General features: G+C 72.5%; 23 protein-coding genes. 14 read left to right on the top strand and 9 right to left on the bottom strand.

Features of this window, described 5'->3' with window-relative positions; genetic code table 11:
• Positions 1 to 25: 25 nt before the first annotated feature.
• The 3 genes from yczR to QIS96_RS15920 all read right to left on the bottom strand — a co-directional run bounded on the left by yczR (position 26) and on the right by QIS96_RS15920 (position 3,833).
• Positions 26 to 1,516, bottom strand: a complete 1,491-nt coding sequence (gene yczR / locus QIS96_RS15930) for a MocR-like transcription factor YczR (protein ID WP_282543247.1) — start codon at positions 1,514 to 1,516, stop codon at positions 26 to 28.
• Between the two features lie 413 nt (positions 1,517 to 1,929).
• Positions 1,930 to 2,592, bottom strand: a complete 663-nt coding sequence (locus tag QIS96_RS15925; RefSeq protein WP_282543246.1) for a response regulator — start codon at positions 2,590 to 2,592, stop codon at positions 1,930 to 1,932.
• Complete coding sequence (locus QIS96_RS15920) at positions 2,589 to 3,833, bottom strand: sensor histidine kinase (RefSeq protein WP_282543245.1); 1,245 nt, start codon at positions 3,831 to 3,833, stop codon at positions 2,589 to 2,591. The genes QIS96_RS15925 and QIS96_RS15920 overlap by 4 nt, the downstream gene beginning before the upstream one ends.
• Before the next feature lie 146 nt (positions 3,834 to 3,979).
• Here QIS96_RS15920 and QIS96_RS15915 point away from each other — a divergent pair, with 146 nt between their 5' ends.
• Both QIS96_RS15915 and QIS96_RS15910 read left to right on the top strand, forming a co-directional pair.
• The gene (locus tag QIS96_RS15915) at positions 3,980 to 5,062 is read left to right on the top strand and encodes an ABC transporter permease (RefSeq protein ID WP_282543244.1); all 1,083 of its coding nucleotides are present in this window, start codon (positions 3,980 to 3,982) and stop codon (positions 5,060 to 5,062) included.
• Positions 5,059 to 5,739 carry an ABC transporter ATP-binding protein gene (locus QIS96_RS15910; RefSeq protein ID WP_282543243.1) on the top strand — a complete coding sequence of 227 codons (681 nt, stop codon included), beginning with the start codon at positions 5,059 to 5,061 and terminating at the stop codon, positions 5,737 to 5,739. The genes QIS96_RS15915 and QIS96_RS15910 overlap by 4 nt, the downstream gene beginning before the upstream one ends.
• Before the next feature lie 412 nt (positions 5,740 to 6,151).
• Here QIS96_RS15910 and QIS96_RS15905 read toward each other — a convergent pair whose 3' ends face one another.
• Entirely contained in the window at positions 6,152 to 6,952 is an 801-nt protein-coding gene (locus QIS96_RS15905) for an IclR family transcriptional regulator (RefSeq protein ID WP_282543242.1), read from the bottom strand.
• Positions 6,953 to 7,314: 362 nt separating this feature from the next.
• Between QIS96_RS15905 and allB the strand changes: the two genes are divergently transcribed.
• Positions 7,315 to 8,652: an allantoinase AllB gene (gene allB / locus QIS96_RS15900; RefSeq protein WP_282543241.1), complete on the top strand. Its 1,338-nt coding sequence runs from the start codon at positions 7,315 to 7,317 to the stop codon at positions 8,650 to 8,652.
• Positions 8,653 to 8,657: 5 nt separating this feature from the next.
• Positions 8,658 to 9,770 carry an allantoicase gene (alc, locus tag QIS96_RS15895; RefSeq protein WP_282543240.1) on the top strand — a complete coding sequence of 371 codons (1,113 nt, stop codon included), beginning with the start codon at positions 8,658 to 8,660 and terminating at the stop codon, positions 9,768 to 9,770.
• Positions 9,771 to 9,834: 64 nt separating this feature from the next.
• On the opposite strand, the gene QIS96_RS15890 is transcribed toward alc, so the two are convergent.
• Positions 9,835 to 10,566 carry an SDR family oxidoreductase gene (locus tag QIS96_RS15890; protein ID WP_282543239.1) on the bottom strand — a complete coding sequence of 244 codons (732 nt, stop codon included), beginning with the start codon at positions 10,564 to 10,566 and terminating at the stop codon, positions 9,835 to 9,837.
• Positions 10,567 to 10,756: 190 nt separating this feature from the next.
• Between QIS96_RS15890 and QIS96_RS15885 the strand changes: the two genes are divergently transcribed.
• The 4 genes from QIS96_RS15885 to QIS96_RS15870 all read left to right on the top strand — a co-directional run bounded on the left by QIS96_RS15885 (position 10,757) and on the right by QIS96_RS15870 (position 13,759).
• Entirely contained in the window at positions 10,757 to 11,356 is a 600-nt protein-coding gene (locus QIS96_RS15885; protein WP_282543238.1) for a dihydrofolate reductase family protein, read from the top strand.
• A 69-nt stretch (positions 11,357 to 11,425) separates the two neighbouring features.
• Complete coding sequence (locus QIS96_RS15880; protein WP_282543237.1) at positions 11,426 to 12,430, top strand: DMT family transporter; 1,005 nt, start codon at positions 11,426 to 11,428, stop codon at positions 12,428 to 12,430.
• Positions 12,431 to 12,495: 65 nt separating this feature from the next.
• Complete coding sequence (locus QIS96_RS15875) at positions 12,496 to 12,906, top strand: ribonuclease (RefSeq protein ID WP_282543236.1); 411 nt, start codon at positions 12,496 to 12,498, stop codon at positions 12,904 to 12,906.
• A 196-nt stretch (positions 12,907 to 13,102) separates the two neighbouring features.
• Complete coding sequence (locus tag QIS96_RS15870; RefSeq protein ID WP_282543235.1) at positions 13,103 to 13,759, top strand: dienelactone hydrolase family protein; 657 nt, start codon at positions 13,103 to 13,105, stop codon at positions 13,757 to 13,759.
• Here QIS96_RS15870 and QIS96_RS15865 read toward each other — a convergent pair.
• The 3 genes from QIS96_RS15865 to QIS96_RS15855 all read right to left on the bottom strand — a co-directional run bounded on the left by QIS96_RS15865 (position 13,752) and on the right by QIS96_RS15855 (position 16,268).
• Positions 13,752 to 14,051, bottom strand: a complete 300-nt coding sequence (locus QIS96_RS15865) for a hypothetical protein (RefSeq protein ID WP_282543234.1) — start codon at positions 14,049 to 14,051, stop codon at positions 13,752 to 13,754. The two genes, QIS96_RS15870 and QIS96_RS15865, sit on opposite strands and share 8 nt — an antisense overlap.
• Before the next feature lie 142 nt (positions 14,052 to 14,193).
• Positions 14,194 to 14,700, bottom strand: a complete 507-nt coding sequence (locus QIS96_RS15860) for a GyrI-like domain-containing protein (RefSeq protein WP_282543233.1) — start codon at positions 14,698 to 14,700, stop codon at positions 14,194 to 14,196.
• 569 nt (positions 14,701 to 15,269) lie between these two features.
• Positions 15,270 to 16,268, bottom strand: a complete 999-nt coding sequence (locus tag QIS96_RS15855; protein WP_282543232.1) for a Gfo/Idh/MocA family protein — start codon at positions 16,266 to 16,268, stop codon at positions 15,270 to 15,272.
• A 122-nt stretch (positions 16,269 to 16,390) separates the two neighbouring features.
• Here QIS96_RS15855 and QIS96_RS15850 point away from each other — a divergent pair, with 122 nt between their 5' ends.
• Positions 16,391 to 17,206, top strand: coding sequence for an SAM-dependent methyltransferase (locus tag QIS96_RS15850; protein WP_282543231.1), 816 nt, complete (start codon positions 16,391 to 16,393; stop codon positions 17,204 to 17,206).
• A gap of 7 nt (positions 17,207 to 17,213) precedes the next feature.
• Here the strand turns inward: QIS96_RS15850 and QIS96_RS15845 are convergent, their stop codons facing one another.
• A complete protein-coding gene (locus QIS96_RS15845) occupies positions 17,214 to 17,720 on the bottom strand; it encodes a trypsin-like serine peptidase (RefSeq protein ID WP_282543230.1) in 507 nt (168 codons plus the stop codon).
• A 187-nt stretch (positions 17,721 to 17,907) separates the two neighbouring features.
• Between QIS96_RS15845 and QIS96_RS15840 the strand changes: the two genes are divergently transcribed.
• The 5 genes from QIS96_RS15840 (at position 17,908) to QIS96_RS15820 (ending at position 22,793) form a co-directional block, all read left to right on the top strand.
• Positions 17,908 to 18,672 carry a GntR family transcriptional regulator gene (locus QIS96_RS15840; RefSeq protein WP_408907192.1) on the top strand — a complete coding sequence of 255 codons (765 nt, stop codon included), beginning with the start codon at positions 17,908 to 17,910 and terminating at the stop codon, positions 18,670 to 18,672.
• A gap of 125 nt (positions 18,673 to 18,797) precedes the next feature.
• Positions 18,798 to 19,802 (top strand): substrate-binding domain-containing protein, encoded by a 1,005-nt coding sequence (locus tag QIS96_RS15835; RefSeq protein WP_282543229.1) that lies wholly within the window; start codon positions 18,798 to 18,800, stop codon positions 19,800 to 19,802.
• 110 nt (positions 19,803 to 19,912) lie between these two features.
• The gene (locus QIS96_RS15830; protein ID WP_282543228.1) at positions 19,913 to 20,917 is read left to right on the top strand and encodes a sugar ABC transporter substrate-binding protein; all 1,005 of its coding nucleotides are present in this window, start codon (positions 19,913 to 19,915) and stop codon (positions 20,915 to 20,917) included.
• Positions 20,914 to 21,978: an ABC transporter permease gene (locus QIS96_RS15825; RefSeq protein ID WP_282543227.1), complete on the top strand. Its 1,065-nt coding sequence runs from the start codon at positions 20,914 to 20,916 to the stop codon at positions 21,976 to 21,978. The genes QIS96_RS15830 and QIS96_RS15825 overlap by 4 nt, the downstream gene beginning before the upstream one ends.
• Positions 21,975 to 22,793, top strand: a complete 819-nt coding sequence (locus tag QIS96_RS15820; RefSeq protein WP_282543226.1) for an ATP-binding cassette domain-containing protein — start codon at positions 21,975 to 21,977, stop codon at positions 22,791 to 22,793. The genes QIS96_RS15825 and QIS96_RS15820 overlap by 4 nt, the downstream gene beginning before the upstream one ends.
• The last annotated feature ends 7 nt before the right edge of the window (positions 22,794 to 22,800 follow it).

Here is a 22,800-nt window from a genome sequence, read left to right as displayed (position 1 = left end):
GCCGGATCGTTGAGGCGATGGCGGGTCAGGCCATCCAAGGGCGGTGTCTGCGCTCGCCGTTCGCCGTGGGCAGGCCCGCCTCCAGCGTCCTGGCGAGCCGGCCGACCGCCTCCACGCAGAGCTCGGCGGGCAGCGCGTAGGGGATGCGCAGCCGGTGCTCGTGCGTGCCCGGATCGGCGCCGAAGCGCGCGCCGCCCTCGATACGCACCCCGTGATCGAGCGCGGCCGTCGCCAGGGCCGAGGAGATCGGCGCGCCCAGATCCACCCACAGGCACAGCCCGCCCGGCGGCAACTGCCAACGCCACTCGGGGAGTTGCTCCGCGAGCGCGGCCGCGAGCGCCGAGCGTTGGGAGCGAAGCAGCGGCAGCCGCTCGGCGAGCACCGCCTCCGTGCGCTCGATCAGCTCGACCGCGAGGAGCTGGTCGAGGACCGAGCCCGCGATGTCCGTCGGGACCCGGTGCGTGGCCAGCTCGGTGATCAGCTGGGAGCTCGCCCGCACCCAGCCGATGCGCAGCCCGCCCCAGTGCGTCTTGCTCAACGAGCCGACGGTGACCAGCTGTTCGCCCGCCCCGCGCCCGGCGAGCGAGGCGAACGGCGCGGGCCGCGGGGCGTCGAGGGCGATGTCCGTCAGGGTCTCGTCGATGATCAGCCACGTGCCCGTACGGCGTGCCGTCTCCAGGAACCGCTGCCGCTGCTCGACGGGCATCAGACGGCCCGTCGGATTGTGGAAGTCCGGTACCAGGTAGGCGAGTCGGGGCGCGGTCTGCCGCAGCGTCGACTCCGCGACCTCCGTGTCCCAGCCCTCGTCCGTCACCGGCACGGGCGTCGCCCGCAGCCCGCCCCTGCGCACCGCGTCGAGCACATTCGTGTACGAGGGGTTCTCCACCAGGACCCGGTCGCCGGGCCGGGCGAGCAGGGTCAGGGTGAGCGACACCGCCTGCTGGGCCCCGGAGGTGATCAGGATCTGCTCGGGGATGGTGGGCAGCCCCCGCCGCGTGAACCGCTCGGCCACCGCGGCCCTCAACTCCGGCAGCCCGTAAGGGTGGTAGCCCGCGGTCGCCGCGTGCCGGGCCACTTCGCCGGACACCGCGGCCAGCGCCGCGGCGAGCTCGCCCTGCGGTGCGTACGGGGCGGCCATGGCCAGGTCGATCACGTCGTCCGTCACGGCGTACGCGACGCTGCTGGGGCGTCGGCCCTCGGGCAACGCGGTCCAGGTGCCCGAGCCGCGCCTGCTGTGCGCGAAGCCGTCGGTACGCAGCAGGTCGTAGGCCGCGGTGACCGTGGCCCGGCTGATCCCGAGGGCCGTCGCGAGCTCGCGCTCGGCGGGGAGGCGGGTACGGAGGGCGATACGGCCGTCGAGCAGCAGGGTTCGCACGGCGTGGGCGAGGGGGCGGTAGCCGGGGTGGGGGCCTGCGGTGGCGGTGAGGAGGGTGGCTAGGCGGCGGCTGCCCAGACTGCTGTTGCCGTTGTTCCCCACGTTCCCGGTGTTCCCCGCGTTCCCTGCACTGGCTGCCATACCAACTCCTCACGATTGGCCTTGCCGGCCTGGCCAATTACTTTACCGAGGCGAAGGGTGGCCTGGTCTTCTCCTTTTCCCGTCCCCCGCCCCTTCCCGGCTGTACCTGATTTGCGCTGCCGCCGCGTGGCCTGCGGTCGGCTCCGGGGCTTCGCCCCGGTCCCCGGCTGTCGTTCGGCTGCCGCGCCGTCGTGGCTGGTCGCGCAGTTCCCCGCGCCCCTGAAAGACAGCCCCTCCGGCGTTTGAGGAGCGGGGGGTCCGGGGCGGAGCCCCGGAACAGGGGCGCGCGGAACTGCGCGCTCAGCCACAGTGGCGCGGCAGCCGAACGACGAGCCGGGGTGCGGGGGCGGCGCCCCCGGAGCCGTCCGCCAGGACTTTCGGGAAGGGGCGGGGGAGAGAGCCGACGGCGGGCCCTACCGGGGCAGCATGCCTCTGCTGCGCGCCACCGCCACCGCCGCCGTGCGGGAGTCGACCTCCAGCTTGGCGAAGACATGGACGAGGTGGGACTTCACCGTGGCCTGGCTGAGGAACAGCCGCTTGCTGATCTGCTGGTTGGACAGCCCGTCTGCGACAAGCCCGAGCACCTCCAGCTCACGCCGACTCAACGCCTCCGCAGGAGCCCGCATCCGGTCCATCAGCCGCAGCGCGATCGCCGGAGCGAGCGCCGACTGCCCGGCGGCCGCCGTGCGCACCGCCGCGGCCAGTTCCTCCGGCGGCGCGTCCTTGAGGAGGTAGCCCGCCGCCCCGGCCTCGACCGCGGCGAGGATGTCGGCGTCCGTGTCGTACGTGGTCAGGACCAGGACACGCGGCCCGCCCGGCAGCGCGGCGATCGCGGCGGTGGCCTCCGCGCCGTGCATACGGCCGGGGCCGAACTGCAGGTCCATGAGCACGACGTCGATTCCCTCGCCCCCCTCGGCCGCCGCGAGCTCGACCGCCTGCTCGGCGCTGGCCGCCTCCGCGACGACCCGGAAGTCCGCCTCGGTGTCGAGCACGGCACGCAGCCCCGCCCGCACGACCGGGTGGTCGTCGGCGAGCAGCAGCCGGATGGGTCCGGGAGCACCTGCAGTGGCCGTCATGCCCGCACCTCCTGGGAGGGCCGTTCGTCAGGGGCGGACGCCCGTACCGCCGGCAGTGGCAGGGTGATCGCCAGGGCCGTGCCGTGGCCGGGTGTGGACTCCACGCTGAGCGTGCCGCCGAGCGACTGGGCCCGCGAGCGCATCGCCCGCAGCCCGAACCCGCCGTCCGTACGCGAACCACGGCCACCGGCGCCGTCCGTGCCGCGCGCGTCCTCCTCCCGGAACCCTCTCCCGTCGTCCACGACATCCAGCGCGACCGACGTGTCCATGAAGCTCAGCGTGATCGAGGCGCGCTCGGCGTCCGCGTGCCGGAGCGTGTTGGCGAGCGCCGACTGGGCGACCCGCAGCAGCGCCACCTCGTACGGCGTCGGCAGCTCCACCGGCGTACCGCTGACGGCGAACTCGACCCGCGTCGCCCCCGAGGGCGTGCCGCACAGCCGTTCCAGGGCGGCGACCAGCGAGCCGTGCTCCAGGTCGGGCGGGGTCAGCGCGCGGACGAAACGGCGGGCCTCGGCGAGGTTGTCGACCGCCGCCACACGCGCCTCGCGGACGTGCGCGAGAGCCGGGGCGTCCTCGGGCAGGGTGCGTTCGGCGGCGCGCAGCAGCAGTTGGATGCTGGACAGGCCCTGGGCGAGGGTGTCGTGGATCTCCCGCGCGAGCCGCTCGCGTTCGGCGAGGGTGCCCGCCGCGCGCTCCGCCTCGGCGAGCTCCGCGCGGGTGGCGAGCAGCTCCTCTATGAGCTCGCGGCGGCGCTCGCTCTCCTGGTGCAGCGCGCGGTAGCCGAGGACCGTGCCGATCGCGACGGCCGCGCCGAGGGCGGGCCCCACCACAGCGCCGGGCGAGGCCGCGGCGCCGTGCGCGACGAACCCGGTGATCGCCGCCGCCGTGGTGCCCGCGACCGCCGTCACGCCCCAGCGCAGCGGCAGCAGGTGCAGCTGCAGGAAGAACAGCGGGAACGCCGTCCACAACGCGTCCGGTGTGAGGACGAGCAGGACCAGCCAGAGCGCGCAGAGCAGCCCGAGCCAGAGCGCCGATCTGCCCTTCGACCTGCGCACCCGCGGCAGCGTGAGCCCCGCCCCGTACATGGCCGCGAAGGTCGCGCAGACAGCCACGACCGCAGCGGCGTGCGGAGCGTCCGCGCTGACGGCGCGCACGGCGGCGAGCGCGACGAGCCCGGCCGTCAGCAGATGCAGACAGCCGCGCAGCGCGCGCAGGACAGGGGCGAGTGAGCGTGCTTCCATGACCCGTTCAGCGTAGGCGCGCGCACTGACAACGGCCCGGCGCGGCCGGTCAACCGAAAGTTCTAAAAACCGCTCCCACCTACGGCGCGCAAGGGCCGAACCCGCGCGCGATGCCGGGCGGGGCCCCGCCGGGACACGGTGGGGGCATGTTCGTCGCATGGAGAGATCTCAGGTTCGCCAAGGGGCGGTTCGCGCTCATGGGCACGGTGGTCGTGCTCATCACGCTCCTCGTCGGCCTCCTTTCGGGCCTGACCGCGGGCCTCGCCCGGGAGAACACCTCGGCCGTCACCGGCCTGCCCGCCGACCACCTGGCCTTCGCCGCGCCCCCGGACGGCAGGTCGGTCTCGTTCACCGACTCGTCCCTCGGGGAGAAGGCCTGGGACGCGTGGGCCGAGCAGCCCGGCGTCGAGTCGGCCGAGCCCGTCGGCATCCGCACCCTCAACGGCACGGCGGGGGACCGTACCGCCGCCGTCTCGGCGTTCGGCGTGCGACCGGGCGCCGGCATCGCGCCGTCCGGGCTCGCGCCCGGCCGGGTCGTCCTGTCCGAGCAGGCCGCGGCCGACCTGGGCGTCGCGGCGGGCGACACCGTACGCATCGGGCCGCTGGAGCAGAGCGTCGCGGCCGTCGCGGGCGAGGCCTCGTACAGCCACACGGCGGTCGTGTGGACGACGCTCGACGACTGGCAGCGGGTCGGGCAAGGCGGAGCCGGTGGTGACGGGGAGCAGGCGACCGTGGTCGCGCTCCGCACGACCGGCGAGGCCGATCTGGCGGCCGGCGACCGGGCGGCGGGGACGCGGACGTCGAGCCTGACCGAGGCGCTCACCGCGATCGGCTCCTACCAGGCCGAGAACGGCTCGCTGCAGTTGATGCGCGGCTTCCTGTTCGCGATCTCCGCCCTGGTGATCGGCGCGTTCTTCACGGTCTGGACGATCCAGCGCAGCGCCGACATCGCCGTCCTGAAGGCGCTCGGCGCCGCCACCCCGTACCTCCTCAAGGACGCGCTCGGCCAGGCCGTCGTGATGCTCGCCGCCGGGACCGGGCTCGGCACGCTGCTCGCCGCCGGGGCGGGCGTCCTGATCGGCGGCGGGGACGTGCCGTTCGTCCTCGATCCGCAGACCGTCCTCGTGCCCGCCGCCGTGATGATCGCCCTCGGGGCGCTCGGCGCCGGTCTCTCCGTCCGCCGCATCACCGCCGTCGACCCCCTCACCGCGCTCGGGAGCGCCCGATGACTCTGCACCTCGACTCCGTCACGCTCACCTACCCCGACGGCGACGGCCGGCTCACCGCCCTCGACAGCGTGCAGCTGCACGTCCCGGCCGGATCCGTGACCGCCGTCGTCGGGCCCTCCGGGTCCGGCAAGTCCAGCCTGCTCGCCGTCGCGGCCACCCTGGTCACGCCGGACAGCGGCCAAGTCGTCGTGGCGGGCACGTCCACGGCGGAGCTGAGCCGCGCCGAGAAGTCCGCGCTGCGCCGCGAGCGGATCGGCGTCGTCTTCCAGCAGCCCAACCTCCTGCCGTCCCTGACCGCCGCCGAGCAGCTCCAGGTCATGGCCCACCTGGACGGCCGCAAGCCGCGTCAAGTACGGGACCGGGCCCGGGAGTTGCTCGACGCGGTCGGCCTCGCCGGGCAGGCGGACCGCCGTCCGCACCAGCTGTCCGGCGGGCAGCGGCAGCGCGTCAACATCGCCCGCGCGCTGATGAACGAGCCGGACGTGCTGCTCGTCGACGAACCCACCAGCGCCCTCGACCACGAGCGCGGCGCGGCCGTCCTCGACCTGCTCGTCCGCCTCACCCGCGAACGCGCCACGGCCACCGTCCTCGTCACGCACGACCACACCCACCTCACGGAGGCGGACGAGGTGCGGGAGATGGTGGACGGCAGGCTCGGCACGTACGCGGAGGTCTGAGGCGCGCTGCCGCAAGAAACGCCTCACCCCGGTGAGCTGCGCATGCATCGCGCGCAGCTCCCGCCCCCAGCTCCTGCCCAGCGAGGAGGCGTAGCCAGACCGCCGCCGCGTACGTCGTAGCCGGTCGAGCAGCGGGGCGATGAGGGTGTGGAGCAGCCCGAGCCGCTCCCGGGCGCATCGCTCACTCGCGAACTCCTCGATCCGGCCCAGGAGTTCGGCGTACGTCGTCTCTGCCATGACTCAGGGATGACAGGCGGCACTGACAATCCGGTCCGGCCGGAGAACCGGAAGCGCGGACGTACATCCCGAAGAGAGCGGACGTACATCCCGGAGGGAAAAGCCAGAGGCCCGAGCCGATTCGGCTCGGGCCTCGACGCATGGCGCGATACGGCGGGTTCAGAGGCGGAACGTCTCAGGACCCGTTCGTGTTCGCGAGAGCGACGGACAGCTCCGCCGCGACCTGCTGGAGGATCGGGACGATCTTCTCCGTGGCGGCCTCGGTGACGCGGCCCGCCGGGCCGGAGATCGAGATGGCCGCCGCGGTGGGGGAGTCGGGGACCGGGACCGCGAGGCAGCGCACCCCGATCTCCTGCTCGTTGTCGTCCACCGCGTACCCCGCCTCGCGGACCTCCGCGAGCGCGTCGAGGAAGCCCTCGGGCGTGGTGATCGTCTTCTCCGTCGCGGCCGGCATGCCCGTACGCGAGAGCAGGGCGCGCACCTCGTCCGCGGGGGTGGTGGCGAGCAGGGCCTTGCCCACGCCGGTGGAGTGCGGCAGGACGCGGCGGCCGACCTCGGTGAACATGCGCATGGAGTGCTTGGACGGCACCTGCGCCACGTACACGATCTCGTCGCCGTCGAGCAGCGCCATGTTGGCGGTCTCGCCGGTCTCCTCGACGAGGCGGGCGAGGTAGGGGCGGGCCCAGGTGCCGAGCAGGCGCGAGGCGGATTCGCCGAGGCGGATCAGGCGCGGGCCGAGGGAGTAGCGGCGGTTGGGCTGCTGGCGGACGTACCCGGTGGCGACCAGGGTGCGCATCAGGCGGTGGATGGTCGGCAGCGGCAGTCCGCTGCTCGCGGAGAGCTCGCTCAGGCCGACCTCGCCGCCCGCGTCCGCCATACGCTCGAGCAGGTCGAAGGCGCGCTCAAGTGACTGGACTCCGCCGGTGGCGGCGGGCTTGGTGGCGGCGCTTTCGGTGGTGGCGTCGGACGTCGGCACGGCGCGGTCCTTTCGGTGCTTCAGGAGCAGTCGGTGCAGCCTACCCGTCGGTCGCTCGCGTGCGGGTGCCCCGGTGGAGGAGATCTCCGCCGGTCAGTGACCGTTTGTCCGGGTGTCGCCCGGCGCTGCGAGTGACCGTGTGGCCTCTGTCTTGTGGATAAGTATATTCTGCAAAGCGAAATCTAGCTTTCGCTTCATGGAAAGCTCTAAGCTGGGTGGAGAATCGGAACGAAGCCCTCCGGATGACTTCAGGGGGGTCTTGACTGGGCCGCACGGCGCGGTGAAGATTTGTTCAACAGATTGTTGAATATCCCTTTCCGTGCTCCCAGGAGCCGCGGAAGAGGCAAAGAAAGGGGAAACGGGTGTCCGACGTGGAACTGGTCCTTCGCTCGACGCGAGTCGTCACCCCCGAGGGCACGCGCGCCGCATCCGTCGCCGTTGCCGGCGGGAAGATCGCAGCCGTCCTTCCGTACGAGGCGGAGGTCCCCGCGGGCGCCCGGCTCGAGGACTTCGGCGACGACGCACTGCTCCCCGGCATCGTCGACACCCATGTCCACGTGAACGACCCCGGTCGCACCGAGTGGGAGGGCTTCTGGACGGCCACCCGCGCCGCGGCCGCCGGCGGCATCACGACCCTCGTGGACATGCCGCTCAACTCCCTGCCGCCGACCACCACCGTCGACAACCTGCGCACGAAGCAGGAAGTGGCCCGCACCAAGGCCCACATCGACATCGGCTTCTGGGGCGGCGCGCTGCCGGACAACGTCCAGGACCTCAAGCCCCTGCACGACGCCGGTGTCTACGGCTTCAAGTGCTTCCTCTCACCCTCCGGCGTCGACGAGTTCCCGCACCTCGACCGCGAGCAGCTCGCCGCGTCCATGGGTGAGATCGCCGGCTTCGGCGGCCTGCTCATCGTGCACGCCGAGGACCCGCACGAGCTGGACGTCGCCCCGCACCTGAGCGGCCCCAAGTACGGCGACTACCTGCAGACCCGGCCGCGGATCTCCGAGGACGTGGCGATCAAGGGCCTCATCGAGACCGCCAAGCGCCTGAACGCCCGCGTGCACGTGCTGCACCTGTCGTCCTCCGACGCGCTGCCGCTGATCGCCGCCGCCAAGGCCGAGGGCGTGCAGATCACCGTCGAGACCTGCCCGCACTACCTCACGCTGACCGCCGAGGAAGTCCCGGACGGCGCAAGCGAATTCAAGTGCTGCCCGCCCATCCGCGAGGGCGCCAACCAGGACCTGCTGTGGCAGGCGCTCGCCGACGGCACGGTCGACTGCATCGTCACCGACCACTCGCCGTCCACCGCCGACCTGAAGACGGACGACTTCGCCACCGCCTGGGGCGGCATCTCCGGCCTCCAGCTCTCCCTCCCGGCCATCTGGAGCGCCGCCCGCAAGCGCGGCCACTCCCTCGACGACGTGGTGCGCTGGATGTCCGCGCGCACGTCCGAGCTGGTCGGCCTGGACCAGAAGGGCGCCATCGAGGCCGGCCGCGACGCCGACTTCGCGGTCCTCGCGCCCGACGAGACCTTCACCGTCGACCCCGCCGGACTCCAGCACCGCAACAAGGTCACCGCGTACGCGGGCAAGACCCTGCACGGTGTCGTGAAGTCCACCTGGCTGCGGGGCGAGCGCATCCACGCGGCCGGCGAGTTCACCGAGCCCACCGGCCGTCTCCTCGAAAGGAAGAACTGATTCCCGTGGCGATACCGTCCTTCACCGGTGACGCGTCCCCGTACGGCGGTGGCGAGCCCTACGCCGACTACCGCACCGCCGACTTCCCCTTCACCCAGTACGCCAACCTGGCCGACCGCCAGCTCGGCGCGGGTGTCATCGCCGCCAACGACGAGTTCTTCGCCGAGCGCGAGAACCTGCTGAAGCCCGAGGCCGCCGAGTTCGACCCCGAGCACTTCGGCCACAAGGGCAAGATCATGGACGGCTGGGAGACCCGCCGCCGCCGCGGCGTCTCGGCCGAGGTCCCGCACCCCACCGACGAGGACCACGACTGGGCGCTCGTCCGCCTCGGCGCCCCCGGCGTCATCCGCGGCATCGTCGTCGACACCGCCCACTTCCGCGGCAACTACCCGCAGGCCGTGTCCATCGAGGGCGCCAACGTCGAGGGCTCGCCCACGCCGGACGAGCTGATCTCCGGCGACGTGAAGTGGACGACGCTCGTCCCGCGCACCGCCGTCGGCGGCCACGCGGCCAACGGCTTCGAGATCACCGCCGAGCAGCGCTTCACGCACCTGCGCGTCAACCAGCACCCCGACGGCGGCATCGCCCGCCTGCGGGTCTACGGCGAGGTCGTGCCGGACCCCAAGTGGATCGCCGCGCTCGGCACCCTGGACCTCGTCGCCCTGGAGAACGGCGGCCAGGTCGAGGACGCCTCCGACCGCTTCTACTCGCCGGCCACCAACACCATCCAGCCGGGCCGCTCCCGCAAGATGGACGACGGCTGGGAGACCCGCCGCCGCCGCGACAAGGGCAACGACTGGATCCGCTACCAGCTCGTCCAGCAGTCCGAGATCCGCGCCGTCGAGATCGACACCGCGTACCTCAAGGGCAACTCGGCGGGCTGGGCCGCGCTTTCGGTGAAGGACGGCGAGGACGGTGACTGGGCCGAGGTGCTTCCCCGCACCCGTCTGCAGCCCGACACCAACCACCGGTTCGTGCTCGACACGGCGGCCAAGGGCACGCACGTCCGCATCGACATCTACCCCGACGGCGGCATCTCCCGCCTGCGCCTCTTCGGTTCGCTGACCGAGGACGGCGCGGCGCGCCTCGCCGCCCGTCACCAGGAGCTGGGCGGCTGACGACACCCGCCCCTGGGGCGCGCCGGGAGGACAGCCCTGGCGCGCCCCATTTCCTCTTACGAGGTCACGCCGCGTGCCCGCCGTCGACGGAGAACTCCGCGCCCGTGACGTACGCGGACTCGTCGCTCGCCAAGTAGCCGACCATGGAGGCGACTTCGGCGGCCGAGCCGTAGCGGCCGACGGCCGTCATCGCGCTCTGCGCCTCGGCGAACGGGCCGTCCGCGGGGTTCATGTCCGTGTCGATCGGGCCCGGGTGCACCACGTTCGCCGTGATGCCGCGCCCGCCCAACTCCCGCGCGAGCGCCTTGGTCAGGCCGATCAGCGCCGCCTTGCTCGTCGCGTACAGCGTCCCGCCGGGGCCCGGCACACGCTGCGCCATGCAGCTGCCGACCGTGACGATCCGCCCGCCGCGGCCCAGCCGCGCGGCCGCCGCCTGCGAGGTCAGGAACACCGAGCGGACGTTCACATCGAGCACCCGGTCCACCGCGTCGAGCCCCAGCTCGTCCATCGGGCCGAGCACCCCGACGCCCACGTTGTTCACGAGCACGTCGAGCCGGCCGAACTCGGTGACCGTGCGCTCCACGACCTCGGCGGACGCTTCCGCGTCGGCGGCGTCCGCCCGGATCGCGAGGCCGCGCCGGCCCGTCGCCCGGATCTTCCCGACGACCGCCTGCGCCGCGGCCTCGTCCCGTACGTACGTGATCGCCACATCGGCGCCGTCCTCCGCGAGCCGCAGCGCGATCGCCGCGCCGATGCCCCGGCTGCCACCCGTCACCAGTGCCGCCTTGCCGCTCATATCCGTACTCCTCCGTGTCTGCGCTGTGTACGCCGTGTTGTTCCGTTGCGTGTTCAAGTACAGCGGTCGTAGGGGACCCACGCTGGCGGGAATCGGACGCGGAGCCCCCGGCCGCGCGGCGGGCGATGAGTTTCCGGGCGGCGGGCGGTCACCCCTGGTGACAGCAGTACGCGCGACGGAAGGAACGGCCGTGCAGCTCACCCTCACCCAGTTCGTCACCCTGGACGGCGTCATGCAGGGCCCCGGGGATCCCGACGAGGACACCAGTGGCGGCTTCACCCAGTGCGGCTGGCTGGTGCCGTACTTCGACGCCGACTTCCGCCGCTTCATCGACGCCGGCTTCGGCCGCGCCGACGCCTTCCTCCTGGGCCGCCGCACGTACGAGATCTTCGCCGCGCACTGGCCGAAGTTCAGCGGCGACCCCGTCTCCGACGCCCTCAACTCCCTGCCCAAGTACGTCGCGAGCACCACCCTGACCAGCGCCGACTGGGAGGGCACGCGGATCATCGGCGAGAACCTCGTCGAGGAGGTCAAGGCGCTCAAGGAGCGGCCCGGCCGCGAACTGCAGGTGCACGGCAGCGGCAACCTCGCTCAGACCCTGTTCGCGCACGGCCTGGTCGACACCCTGCACCTCGTCACCCACCCCGTGGTCCTCGGCGCGGGCAAGCGCTTCTTCGCGGCGGGCGGACTGCCCACGGCCTTCCGCAACGCCGCCACCAGCGTCACCGGCACGGGCGTGGTGATCAGCACGTACGAACGCGCGGGCAGCCCCGAGTACCGCGGCTTCTGACGGTACGGTGGGACTCCCGCGCGAGCCGCCGAAGTCTCCGCACCCGCCTCGCAGTTGGAGACCGCCCTCGTGGAGACCGACCTCGTGGGGACCCCCGCCGTCGTACCCGCCGCACCCGACGCCCGCACGCCCCGCCGCGCCTGGCTCACCGACCTCCCCGTGCTGCTCGTCGCCGCGGCCTGGGGCGGCAGCTACCTCGCCGCCAAGGGCATCACCGCCGAGCACACCGTCGTCGCCGTCCTCGTGCTGCGTTTCGGCGTGGTCCTGCCCGTCCTGGTCGCACTCGGCCTGCGCGGGCTCCGCGGTCTGACCGCCGCCCAGTGGCGCGGCGCGGGCCTGCTCGGCCTGATCCTCAGCGGCGTCTTCCTGCTCGAGACCTACGGCGTCGTGCACACCTCGGCCACCAACGCGGGCCTCATCATCAGCCTCACCATGATCTTCACGCCGCTCGCCGAGGCCGCCCTGAACCGCGTCCGCCCCTCCCGGCCGTTCCTGTGCGCGGCCGGGCTCTCACTGCTCGGCGTGGCCCTGCTCACCCAGGGCGGCGGCTTCACCGCGCCGTCCCTCGGCGACGTGCTGATCCTGTGCGCCGCGCTCGCCCGTACCGTGCACGTCCTCGCCATGTCCCGCGTCAGGGCCGTCCAGGACGCCGACGCGCTGTCCCTGACGACCGTTCAACTCGGCGCGTCCGTCGCCGTGTTCGCCCTGCTCGCCGGGGCCGGCACGGGCGTCTCGCCGTGGGCCGCCGCCGCGGACTTCGACGTACGGGACTGGGGCGGGCTGCTCTTCCTCGCGGTGCTGTGCACCCTGCTCGCGTTCTGGGTGCAGATGTGGGCCGTGCGCCGCACCTCGCCGTCGCGGGTGAGCCTGCTGCTCGGCACCGAACCCCTCTGGGCGGCCGCCGCCGGTCTCGCCCTCGGCGGTGAACACCTCGGCGTGACCGGCCTGTTCGGGGCGCTCCTCGTCCTCGCCGGAACGGCCTGGGGGCGGCGCGCGACCGGGAGCCGCACGGGCGACGATCCGCCGCGCGAAGAGCTGCCGAACGTGGCGCGAAAGCCCGCCCGCACGGGTTAACTCCCGGAAAATTTGCCGCACTTGGCGTTGACACGCCCGCGTCTACGCGCGTCATCCTGGGGAGCATGCGAATCCCCCCACGAATCGCCACAGGCATCGCACTCGCCGCCGCGCTCCTCGTCGGCGGCCCCGTCGCCGCGAACGCGGCCCCCGCCCCTGTCCCCGCGACCGCCACCGCCACCGCAGCGGCGGTCGGCGACATCTGCTACTCGGCGCTGCCGCCCGAGGCCCACGACACCCTCGACCTGATCGAGGCGGGCGGCCCCTACCCGTACCCGCAGGACGGCACCGTCTTCCAGAACCGCGAGGGCCTGCTGCCCTCGCAGGACTCCGGCTACTACCACGAGTACACCGTCGAGACCCCGGGCTCGGACGACCGCGGCGCCCGCCGCATCGTCACCGGCGAGGCGGACCAGGAGGACTACTACACCGCCGACCACTACGAGTCCTTCGACCTGGTCGACCACAACTGCTGAGCGCAGCCCGTCAGTTCGGCTCCCCGGGCCCCGGCCCCGCGGTCCCTCCGCGCGGCCGGGGCGCACGCGCGCCCGTCGCCTGCGGCGAAGCCCTCGTGGCGCTGCCCGCCCACGCATGTCATCCGCCCCTGGAGGACGAGACGGGCGGGGCGAGGGAGGCCTGAGTGCGGGCGGCCAGCGCGGATACAGTCCCGGCATGAGCACGATCCCGCCGCCAGAACGTCGCAGGCACGACACGGCCGTGGTGGTCGCGCACGAGATCTACGGGGTGAACGCCCACATCCGCGGCGTCGCCGCAGCACTTCAGGCGTACCGCTGCGACGTCTTCACGCCGAGCTTCCTGCCCTCGGACACCGTGTACGCGCGGGCCGAAGAAGCCCTGGCCTACCGGGAGTTCAGGCGTGACCCCGGCGTGCGGGCCATGGGTGGCGCGCTCGCACGGTTCGCGGCGGGGCTGCGCGAGCGCCACGGCGGTCGCGGCTATCGCCGGGTGCTCTGCGTCGGCTTCAGCGTCGGAGCCACGGCCGCCTGGCTCGCCTCCGGCACGGGCGCCCTGGACAGAGCGGTCTGCTTCTACGGGTCCCGTATCCGCGACCACCTGGACGTCGAACCGGCCGCCCCGTGCCTCGTCGTCCTCGCCGAGCACGAGCCCGGCTTCTCGGGCCCGGCCCTCGCCCGAGCCCTGGCCGGCCGCAGGGGCGTGACCACCGCGGTCCACCCCTGCCGCCACGGCTTCTGCGACCCCGGCAGCCCCGCCCACTCGACGGAGCACGCCGGTCGCGCGTGGGACTCGGCCGTACGGTTCCTGGACCTGGAGCCCTCCGGGGCGCCGTCCGCGGAACCGGTCAACTGATCGCCCAGAGCAGCCAGATCGTCCCCGCGAACACCGCGGCCCCCAGCGTCGTCCCGGCCGCCGCCGGCCACATGCGGCCGATGCCCTGGCGGGCGTAGTGGACGCCTGCCAGGCCGAGGGTGATGGCGAGGCCCCCGGCGATGATGGTCCAGGGCAGGGCGAGCAGGAAGAGGTACGGGACCCAGGCCCCCACGGTGGAGAGCACGCCGAGCACCAGGGCCGTGGGGCCGAGGGCGACGGCGGGCGAGTCGGAGCGGGTGGTCGCGGGCGGGTACGCCGGTGTCGCGGGCATGAGCTGATCCCCCTGGTCGACTGCGCCATGGCGGCGCGAGCCGTTTTGAACGAGTTCAAATTCTGCGTCGAGCTTACGGCAGCCTGCGCCCCGCCGACATCCGGCCCCGGCCCCGGCCCCTGCCCCTGCCCTTCGCCGTCTCTCAGTCCTGCAGCCGGAACGAGAGCTCCGTCTCCCACTTGTGCAGATCGGGCTCCGTCCGCGGGTCCGTCTTGTAGCTCTCCAGGCGGCAGCCCCACACCTCGCCCTCGTCCGTCACCTCCATGTCGAAGACGAGGCCCTTGGCGGCGGCCCACTTCAGCACCGTCGCGGTCACCCCGAACAGCTCGTCGGGATGGCCGACGTGGCGGACCGTCACGTAACGCCCGGCCGGCAGCGCGCCCGCGAAGAGCTCGCCGTGCGGGACGCGCACCCGTTCGCCGACCGGCACGCCCGCCACCACCTCGAACTCCCGCGTCCGGTCGGCCGGGTCGAGCACCTCGTACTTGAAGAACGGGCCGTCGGCGACGGGGATCCCGCGTTCGCCGAGCCAGCCCACGATCTCCGGCAGCCGGTCCGCGAGCTGCCCGAACGTGTCCCAGGTGACCCGGCCCCTGACGCCCACGAAGGTCTGCTCGGCACGTTCCTCGATCCTCGGTTGGTTCGCCATGGGCCGATCCTGCCGGGGCGCACGGCTCGATGCACCCCGGGCCGCGCGGGATGTTCTGTCGTGAGTGGGTTCGCGCCCGCCCCGGTCGAGCCCGAGCGGAGAGGATCCGCACGAGGGCGCAGCCGCCGCCCCTCGACCTGTCCACCGCCGAACGGGCCTTGGGCGCCCAGCCGTTCACCCGCCTCCTCATGGCGAGGCGCACGGCCTTCGGGGACGCGGCGGGCAACGCCACCGTCGGCGTGCGCGCCGTCTGCTCTGCCCCTCCCCGCCCCTTCCCGAAAGCCTGCGGCGCCGGTCGGTCAGCTTTCCTGCCGTCGTGGCCGGTCGCGCCCACGCGGCGGAGCCGCAAATGTCACAGCCCCGCGCCCCTGAGGGCGAGTCCCATCGCCGCCCAAAATCAGCCCCTCCGGCGTTTGAGGAGCGGGGTCCGGGGGCCGGCCCCCGTGCCGATGGCAGTCTTTCGGGAAGGGGCGGGGAGGGGATCGAAAGGAAGCCTGTCCGGCGTTTGAGGACGAGGCCGGAGGCCGATCGGCGGCGCCCGAGTCGACGGGGTGGCGGGGCGGCGGGGGCTACCCCACCGAGTCGACCCGCACAGCCCTCCCCTCCCGACGGGAGACCTCGCAGGCCTCCGCGACCCGCAGCGCACGCAACGCCTCCCACCCGTCGCACGGGTTCTCCCGCACCCCCCGCGCCACCTCCACGAACGCCGCCAGCTCCGCCTCGTACGCCGGTCCGAACCGCTCCAGGAACCCCGGCCAGGGCTTCGCGGGCACCGCGGGGCCGCCCGGCTCGGCGGACGTGAGCGGGGTGCGCTCGTCCCAGCCGACCGCCAACTGGTCCCGGTCACCGGCGAGTTCCATGCGCACGTCGTACCCCGCGCCGTTGCAGCGCGTCGCCGTCGCCGTGGCGAGCGTGCCGTCGTCCAGGGTGAGGACGACGGCAGCCGTGTCGACGTCGCCGGCCTCGCGGAACATCGCCGGGCCCGCGTCCGAGCCGACCGCGTACACCTCGCGCACCTCCCGCCCCGTCACCCAGCGCAGCGCGTCGAAGTCGTGCACCAGGCAGTCCCGGTAGAGCCCGCCGGACAGCGGCAGGTACGCGGCGGGCGGCGGCGCCGGGTCGGAGGTGATCGCCCGTACCGTGTGCAGCCGGCCGAGCCGACCCTCGCGTACCGCCGCCCGCGCCGCCGCGTACCCCGCGTCGAAGCGCCGCTGGAAGCCGAGTTGGAGCACCGAGCCCGCCCGCTCCACCTCCTCCAGGGAGGCCATGGTGCCCGGCAGGTCCAGGGCGATCGGCTTCTCGCAGAACGTGGGGAGCCCGGCCCGCGCCGCCCGGCCGATCAGGGCGGCGTGCGCCGAGGTCGCCGCGGTGATCACGACTGCGTCCACCCCGGCCGCGAACACCGCGTCGACGTCGGCCGCGGCGTCCACGCCGGTGCGGCCCGCGAGCTCCGCGGCCCGCGCGGGGTCCGCGTCGGCGACGAGGAGGGCGTCCACCCGCGGGTGCCGGGCGAGCGTCGCCGCGTGGAACGAACCGATACGACCTGTTCCGATGAGTCCGATGCGCATGCTCCCAACCTGGCACCGCCGCCGCGGCGCGTCCAGCATTTGTCCGGACAACCGAACCACCGGCGCTGCGCCCCCCTCCGTCCGTACACTCGAACTCCCCCTCCGACCAAGGGAGTTGACGCATGACGGCGACGTCAGGGAGCGACCGCGGACAGCTGATCGACACCAGCAAGCCGCACCCGGCCCGCGTGTACGACTGGTATCTCGGCGGCAAGGACAACTATCCGGTGGACGAGGAGCTGGGCCGTCAGATCGCCACGCTCGAACCGGCGGCCAAGTACGCGGCGCAGCACAACCGCTGGTTCATGCACCGGGCGACGCGGCACCTGGCGGGCGAGGCGGGCGTCCGGCAGTTCCTGGACATCGGCGCGGGCATCCCCACGGAACCCAACCTGCACCGGGTCGCCCAGCGGATCGCACCGGAGGCCCGCGTGGTCTACGGCGACAACGACCCGATCGTGCTCGCGCACGCGGCGGCCCTGCTGCGCGGCACCGCCGAGGGCGCGACCGACTATCTGCAGGTGGACGTGCGCGAGCCCGAGCGGATCCTCGAACTCGCCGCGAAGACCCTGGACTTCGACCTGCCGATCGCCGTCTCCCTGAACGCGGTCCTGCACTTCGTGCCCGACGAGGAGGGCGCCCGCGAGACGGTCCGCCTCCTCATGGCGGCCGCCGCCCCCGGCAGCCACCTGACCCTGACCAACGTGGCCTCGGACTACGACCCGGAGCGCACGGAGCAGGCCGTCGCCATGTACAAGGCGGGCGGCGTGACCCTGGTGCCGCGCTCCCGCGAGGAGTTCACGAGCCTCTTCGACGGCCTCGACCTGGTCGACCCCGGAGTCGTCTGGGTCCCCGACTGGCGGCCCGAACTCGCCGAGGACGAGCTGAGGGACGGCTCGCCCGTACCGATGTACGCGGGGGTCGGGCGCAAGCCCTGAGCGCCGCTCATGCGCCTCGGTCGGTTCGCAACCGCTCGGCCCGGTCGTGCACTTGAGCTGCCACCGGGCCGAGCAGCTCGCCCTCGATGACCGAACCGCCCTCCGCCGTGTCGCCGAAGCTGTTCACCGACACCAGCCCGCCCCGGCCCGCCCGTGCGTCGAACCCCGCGAGCCAGGGGCCTCCGCTCGCCCCGCCCTCCATCGGGCAGGGCACGTTCTGCTTGCGGTCGGAGGTCGCCGACGGGCTGCCCGTGCAGTACATGAGCCGCTCGCCGCGCTGCTCCCGGCTGTCCGGGTAGCCGAACACGGTGACCTTCCGGCCTGGCGTGCGGCCGACGGCGAGCCGCTGCCCGCCGACCGCGTCCGTCAGGGCCCGGCCCGCCCGCCGGTCCACCACCACGGCGGCCACATCCGTCTCGGCGTCCCGCTCCCGGCTGCGCGGCATCACCAGGGCCCGAATCACGAACACCCCGTAGGGGAGCCGGTTTTCGCTGTAGCCCGGCACGAACACCATGTTGCTGTGGTGGTTTCCGGACGACGCGGGCAACTGCACGCAGGGCCCGGCCGTCAGCACCGTCGACCGGTTGGAGCCCGCCCGCCGCCCGCCCGTCGCACTCCGAGCCCCTGAGCGGTCTCTCTTTGTCCGGACAATCGAACCTCAGGACCTTCCCGTCAACCTGAGCCGGGACTACGCTCGCCCCGTGCCCAAGCCGCCAGCCGATCATGCCGAGTCGCTCCATCTCGGCGTGGACCGCAGCAGTCCCGTCCCGCTCTACTTCCAGCTGGCGCAACAGCTGGAGGCGGCCATCGAGCAGGGCAGGCTCGCCCCGGGCAGCCTCCTCGGCAACGAGATCGAGCTCGCCAAGGGCCTCGGCCTGTCCCGGCCCACCGTCCGGCAGGCCATCCAGTCCCTCGTCGACAAGGGCCTCCTCGTGCGCCGCCGCGGCGTCGGCACCCAGGTCGTGCACAGCCAGGTCAAGCGCCCCCTGGAGCTGAGCAGTCTCTACGACGACCTCGAAGCGGCCGGCCAGCGCCCCGCCACCCGCGTCGTGCGCAACGCGGTCGAGCCCGCGTCCGCCGAGGTCGCCGCCGCGCTCGGCCTCGCGGAGGGCGCCGACGTGCACCGCGTCGAACGGCTCCGGTTCGCCCACGACGAGCCCGTGGCGTACCTCACCAACCACCTGCCCGTCGGCCCGTTCCTGCCGGAGTCCGCGCGGCTCGAGACCACCGGCCTCTACCGCCTCATGCGCGCCGCCGGCATCACCCTGCACAGCGCCCGGCAGACGGTCGGCGCCCGTGCGGCCACCGAGTCGGAGGGGCGGCTGCTCGCCGAGCCGGCCGGGGCGCCGCTGCTCACCATGGCCCGCACGACCTTCGACGACACCGGCCGCGCCGTCGAGTTCGGCTCGCACATCTACCGCGCCTCGCGCTACTCCTTCGAGTTCCAGCTGCTCGTACGGCACTGAGCTCCGTACGCACCGAATGTTCGGGCCGTTCCATCGACGGTGTCGTGTTCATTGACGGTGTCGCACGCGCCCCGCTAGAACACCTCCAGCCGCACCCGGGCGGCCCGGAGAAGGGGTGGGTCCATATGCGCAGAGCCCGAACAGCCCGTACAGCGACCGGAGTTGGCGCCCTCGTGGCAGCGCTCGTCCTCCTCGCCGGGTGCAGCGGCTCCGGCGGCAAGGACGCCGAGGACCGGGCCGAAGAGGAGCCTGGCGGCAAGGGATCGGGGCCGCGCCTGAAGATCGGCATGGTGACGCACTCCGGCGAGGGCGACACGTTCTGGGACATCGTCCAGAAGGGCGCGAAGCGGGCCGCCGCCAAGGACGACGTCGAGTTCCTGTACGCCAACGACAAGGAGGCGAAAGGGCAGGCCGAGCTCGTCCAGTCGTACATCGACAAGAAGGTCGACGGCCTGATCGTCACCCTCGCCAAGCCGGACGCCATGAAGGCCGTGCTGGCGAAAGCCGCCGACGCGGGGATCCCGGTCATCACCATCAACTCGGGCGCCCAGTACTCGCAGAAGTTCGGCGCGCTCACGCACATCGGGCAGGACGAGTCCGTCGCGGGCGAGGCGGTCGGCGAGGAGCTGAACGCGCGCGGCCTGAAGAAGGCGCTGTGCGTGCTCCACGAGCAGGGCAACGTCTCGCTCGAAGAGCGCTGCGCCGGGGTGAAGAAGACCTTCGCCGGCTCGGTGGAGAACCTCAACGTCAACGGCACGAACATGCCCGAGTCGCAGTCCACGATCCAGGCCAAGCTGGACTCGGGCGCGGACTTCGACGCGGTCGTCACGCTCGGCGCGCCCTTCGCCGAGGCCGCCGCGCAGGCCAAGAAGGACTCGGGCAGCAAGGCGGAGATCGACACGTTCGACCTCAACGCCGAGGTCGTGAAGCAGCTCAAGGCGAAGGAGATCGGCTTCGCCGTCGACCAGCAGCCGTACCTCCAGGGCTATCTCGCCGTCGACGGCCTCTGGCTGCACCGCGTCAACGGCAACGTCAGCGGCGGCGGCAAGCCCGTCCTCACCGGCCCCGCGATCGTCACCGAGAAGGACGTGCCGAAGCTGCAGCAGCTGACCGCCGACGGAACCCGGTGACCCCGCTGCCCGCACGCGTGATCGGCGTGACCGATACTGGGGCGTTCGGGGCGAGCCGGTGGCCCGCCCCCTGGCACGACCCAGCAGTACAGCGAGAAGGGCACGACTTCGTGGCAAGAGTTCGGACCTGGGCAGGCATCGCGCTCGCGGCGGTGCTCGGCATCGCGCTCACCGGGTGCAGCAGCACCGGCGGCAAGCGCGCCGAGGACGCCCGCAAGGCCGCCCAGGCGCAGGGCAGGGCCGCGGTCGACACCCCACGCTGGACCATCGGCATGGTCACCCACTCGGGCGACGGCGACACGTTCTGGGACATCGTCCGCGCCGGCGCCGAGCAGGCCGCCGTCAAGGACAACATCAACTTCCTGTACGCCAACCACGACGAGGGCAAGGAGCAGGCCCAGCTGGTCGACTCCTACATCGACAAGAAGGTCGACGGCCTGATCGTGACCCTCGCGAAGCCCGACGCGATGAAGGCGTCCCTGGCCCGCGCCCGCAAGGCCGGCATCCCGGTGATCACCGTCAACTCCGGCTCGGCCGAGTCCAAGGAGTTCGGCGCCCTCGCGCACATCGGCCAGGACGAGGAGATCGCCGGCGAGGCCGTCGGCGAGGAGCTGAACAAGCGCGGCAAGAAGAAGGCGCTCTGCGTCCTGCACGAGCAGGGCAACGTGGGCCACGAGCAGCGCTGCGCCGGCGCGAAGAAGACCTTCGACGGCACGCTGCAGAACCTGTACGTCGACGGCACCAACATGCCCGACGTGCAGTCCGGCATCAGCGCCAAGCTGCAGGCCGACTCCGGCATCGACGCGGTGGTCACGCTCGGCGCGCCCTTCGCCGACACCGCCGTCAAGGCCAAGGAGGACGCGGACAGCGAGGCGGAGATCGACACGTTCGACCTGAACGCCAAGGTCGCCGCGGGCCTCAAGTCCGACGCCCTCGGCTTCGCCGTCGACCAGCAGCCGTACCTGCAGGGGTACGAGGCGGTCGACCTGCTGTGGCTGTACAAGTACAACGCCGACGTCCTCGGCGGCGGCCGGCCGGTCCTGACCGGGCCGGAGATCGTCACCGAGAAGGACGCCGGCAAGCTTGAGGAGTTCGCGAAGCGGGGGACCCGATGAGCGCCACCGCCCCGGCCCCAGCGCCGGACAAACTGGGCAAGTCCACCGACGAGCGGCTCCTGAAGACCTCGCTCCTGCGCAAGCTGCTCGGCCGGCCCGAGCTGGGCGCGGTCGTCGGCGCGATCGCCGTGTTCGTCTTCTTCTCGTTCGCCGCGGACAGCTTCCTGCGCGCCTCCAGCCTGTCGACGGTCCTCTACGCCTCGTCGACGATCGGGATCATGGCGGTGCCGGTGGCGCTGCTCATGATCGGCGGCGAGTTCGACCTGTCCGCGGGCGTCCTGGTGACCAGCTCCGCGCTGATCTCCTCGATGTTCAGCTACCAGATGACGGCCAACGTCTGGGTGGGTGTGGGCGTCTCGCTCCTCACCACCCTCGCCATCGGCGTCTTCAACGGCTTCATGCTGACCCGTACGAAACTGCCGAGCTTCATCATCACGCTCGGCACGTTCCTGATGCTCACCGGTCTGAACCTGGGCTTCACCAAGCTGATCAGCGGCACCGTCTCCACCAAGACGATCGCCGACATGGAGGGCTTCGAGTCCGCGAAGGCGCTCTTCGCCTCGCAGTTCACCGTCGGCGGCGTCTCTTTCAAGGTGACGATCCTCTGGTGGATCGCCCTGGTCGCCGTCGCCACCTGGATCCTGCTCCGCACCCGCGCGGGCAACTGGATCTTCGCGGTCGGCGGCAACATGGACGCCGCACGCGCGGTGGGCGTCCCGGTCGTGAAGACCAAAATCGGGCTCTATATGGGTGTTGCTTTCGCCGCCTGGGTGAGCGGCCAGCACCTGCTTTTCTCATTCGACGCGGTGCAGTCCGGCGAGGGCGTCGGCAACGAGCTGATCTACATCGTCGCGGCCGTCATCGGCGGCTCCCTGATCACCGGCGGTTACGGCTCCGCGATCGGTTCCGCCTTCGGCGCTTTCATCTTCGGCATGACCGGCAAGGGCATCGTGTACGCGGAGTGGAACGCCGACTGGTACAAGTTCTTCCTCGGAGCGATGCTCCTCCTGGCGACCCTCCTGAACCACTGGGTCCGCAAGCGCGCGGAGGCCACGAAATGACGACACCGGACACCTCTGCACCGCTTGCCGGGACCGCACCCCTGGTCGAGCTGGACTCGGTCAGCAAGTACTACGGCAACATCCGCGCCCTGGAAGGCGTCTCCCTCACGGTGCACGCGGGGGAGGTGTCCTGCGTCCTCGGCGACAACGGCGCGGGCAAGTCCACCCTCATCAAGATCATCGCGGGCCTGCACCAGCACGACGCGGGCGCCTTCCGCATCGAGGGCGAGGAGACCCGCCTCAGCAACCCGCGCGACGCCCTGGACCGCGGCATCGCCACCGTCTACCAGGACCTCGCCGTGGTCCCGCTGATGCCGGTCTGGCGCAACTTCTTCCTCGGCTCCGAGCCGACGAAGGGCCCGGCCCCCTTCAAACGCCTCGACGTCGACCGGATGCGCCGCACCACGCACGAGGAACTCCTGCGCATGGGCATCGACCTGCGCGACGTCGACCAGCCCATCGGCACCCTCTCCGGCGGCGAGCGCCAGTGCGTCGCCATCGCGCGTGCGGTGTATTTCGGCGCCAAGGTCCTCGTACTCGACGAGCCGACGGCGGCCCTCGGCGTGAAGCAGTCCGGCGTCGTCCTCAAGTACGTCGCTGCCGCACGTGACGCAGGCCTCGGAGTGGTGCTCATCACCCACAACCCGCACCACGCGTACCTGGTCGGCGACCGCTTCGTCCTCCTCAAGCGCGGCACGATGGCCGGCAGCCACCTCCGCGAGGAGATCGAACTGGACGAGCTGACGCGCCAGATGGCGGGCGGTTCCGAGCTGGAGGAACTCAGCCACGAGCTGGAGCGGGCCCAGGGCGAGTGAGGCCGGA

The organism is Streptomyces cavernicola, assembly GCF_029968035.1.
Classification (GTDB): domain Bacteria; phylum Actinomycetota; class Actinomycetes; order Streptomycetales; family Streptomycetaceae; genus Streptomyces; species Streptomyces cavernicola.
This window is presented reverse-complemented; position numbering and strand designations above follow the sequence as displayed.

Coding starts and splice junctions, on each gene's coding strand:
- QIS96_RS15890 (WP_282543239.1), bottom strand. CDS start 10,566: ATGAGCGGCAAGGCGGCACTGGTGACGGGTGGCAGCCGGGGCATCGGC.
- QIS96_RS15910 (WP_282543243.1), top strand. CDS start 5,059: ATGACTCTGCACCTCGACTCCGTCACGCTCACCTACCCCGACGGCGAC.
- QIS96_RS15915 (WP_282543244.1), top strand. CDS start 3,980: ATGTTCGTCGCATGGAGAGATCTCAGGTTCGCCAAGGGGCGGTTCGCG.
- QIS96_RS15845 (WP_282543230.1), bottom strand. CDS start 17,720: ATGGTGTTCGTGCCGGGCTACAGCGAAAACCGGCTCCCCTACGGGGTG.
- QIS96_RS15835 (WP_282543229.1), top strand. CDS start 18,798: ATGCGCAGAGCCCGAACAGCCCGTACAGCGACCGGAGTTGGCGCCCTC.
- QIS96_RS15860 (WP_282543233.1), bottom strand. CDS start 14,700: ATGGCGAACCAACCGAGGATCGAGGAACGTGCCGAGCAGACCTTCGTG.
- QIS96_RS15925 (WP_282543246.1), bottom strand. CDS start 2,592: ATGACGGCCACTGCAGGTGCTCCCGGACCCATCCGGCTGCTGCTCGCC.
- QIS96_RS15855 (WP_282543232.1), bottom strand. CDS start 16,268: ATGCGCATCGGACTCATCGGAACAGGTCGTATCGGTTCGTTCCACGCG.
- QIS96_RS15875 (WP_282543236.1), top strand. CDS start 12,496: ATGCGAATCCCCCCACGAATCGCCACAGGCATCGCACTCGCCGCCGCG.
- QIS96_RS15870 (WP_282543235.1), top strand. CDS start 13,103: ATGAGCACGATCCCGCCGCCAGAACGTCGCAGGCACGACACGGCCGTG.
- QIS96_RS15820 (WP_282543226.1), top strand. CDS start 21,975: ATGACGACACCGGACACCTCTGCACCGCTTGCCGGGACCGCACCCCTG.
- QIS96_RS15920 (WP_282543245.1), bottom strand. CDS start 3,833: ATGGAAGCACGCTCACTCGCCCCTGTCCTGCGCGCGCTGCGCGGCTGT.
- QIS96_RS15865 (WP_282543234.1), bottom strand. CDS start 14,051: ATGCCCGCGACACCGGCGTACCCGCCCGCGACCACCCGCTCCGACTCG.
- yczR (WP_282543247.1), bottom strand. CDS start 1,516: ATGGCAGCCAGTGCAGGGAACGCGGGGAACACCGGGAACGTGGGGAAC.
- QIS96_RS15850 (WP_282543231.1), top strand. CDS start 16,391: ATGACGGCGACGTCAGGGAGCGACCGCGGACAGCTGATCGACACCAGC.
- QIS96_RS15825 (WP_282543227.1), top strand. CDS start 20,914: ATGAGCGCCACCGCCCCGGCCCCAGCGCCGGACAAACTGGGCAAGTCC.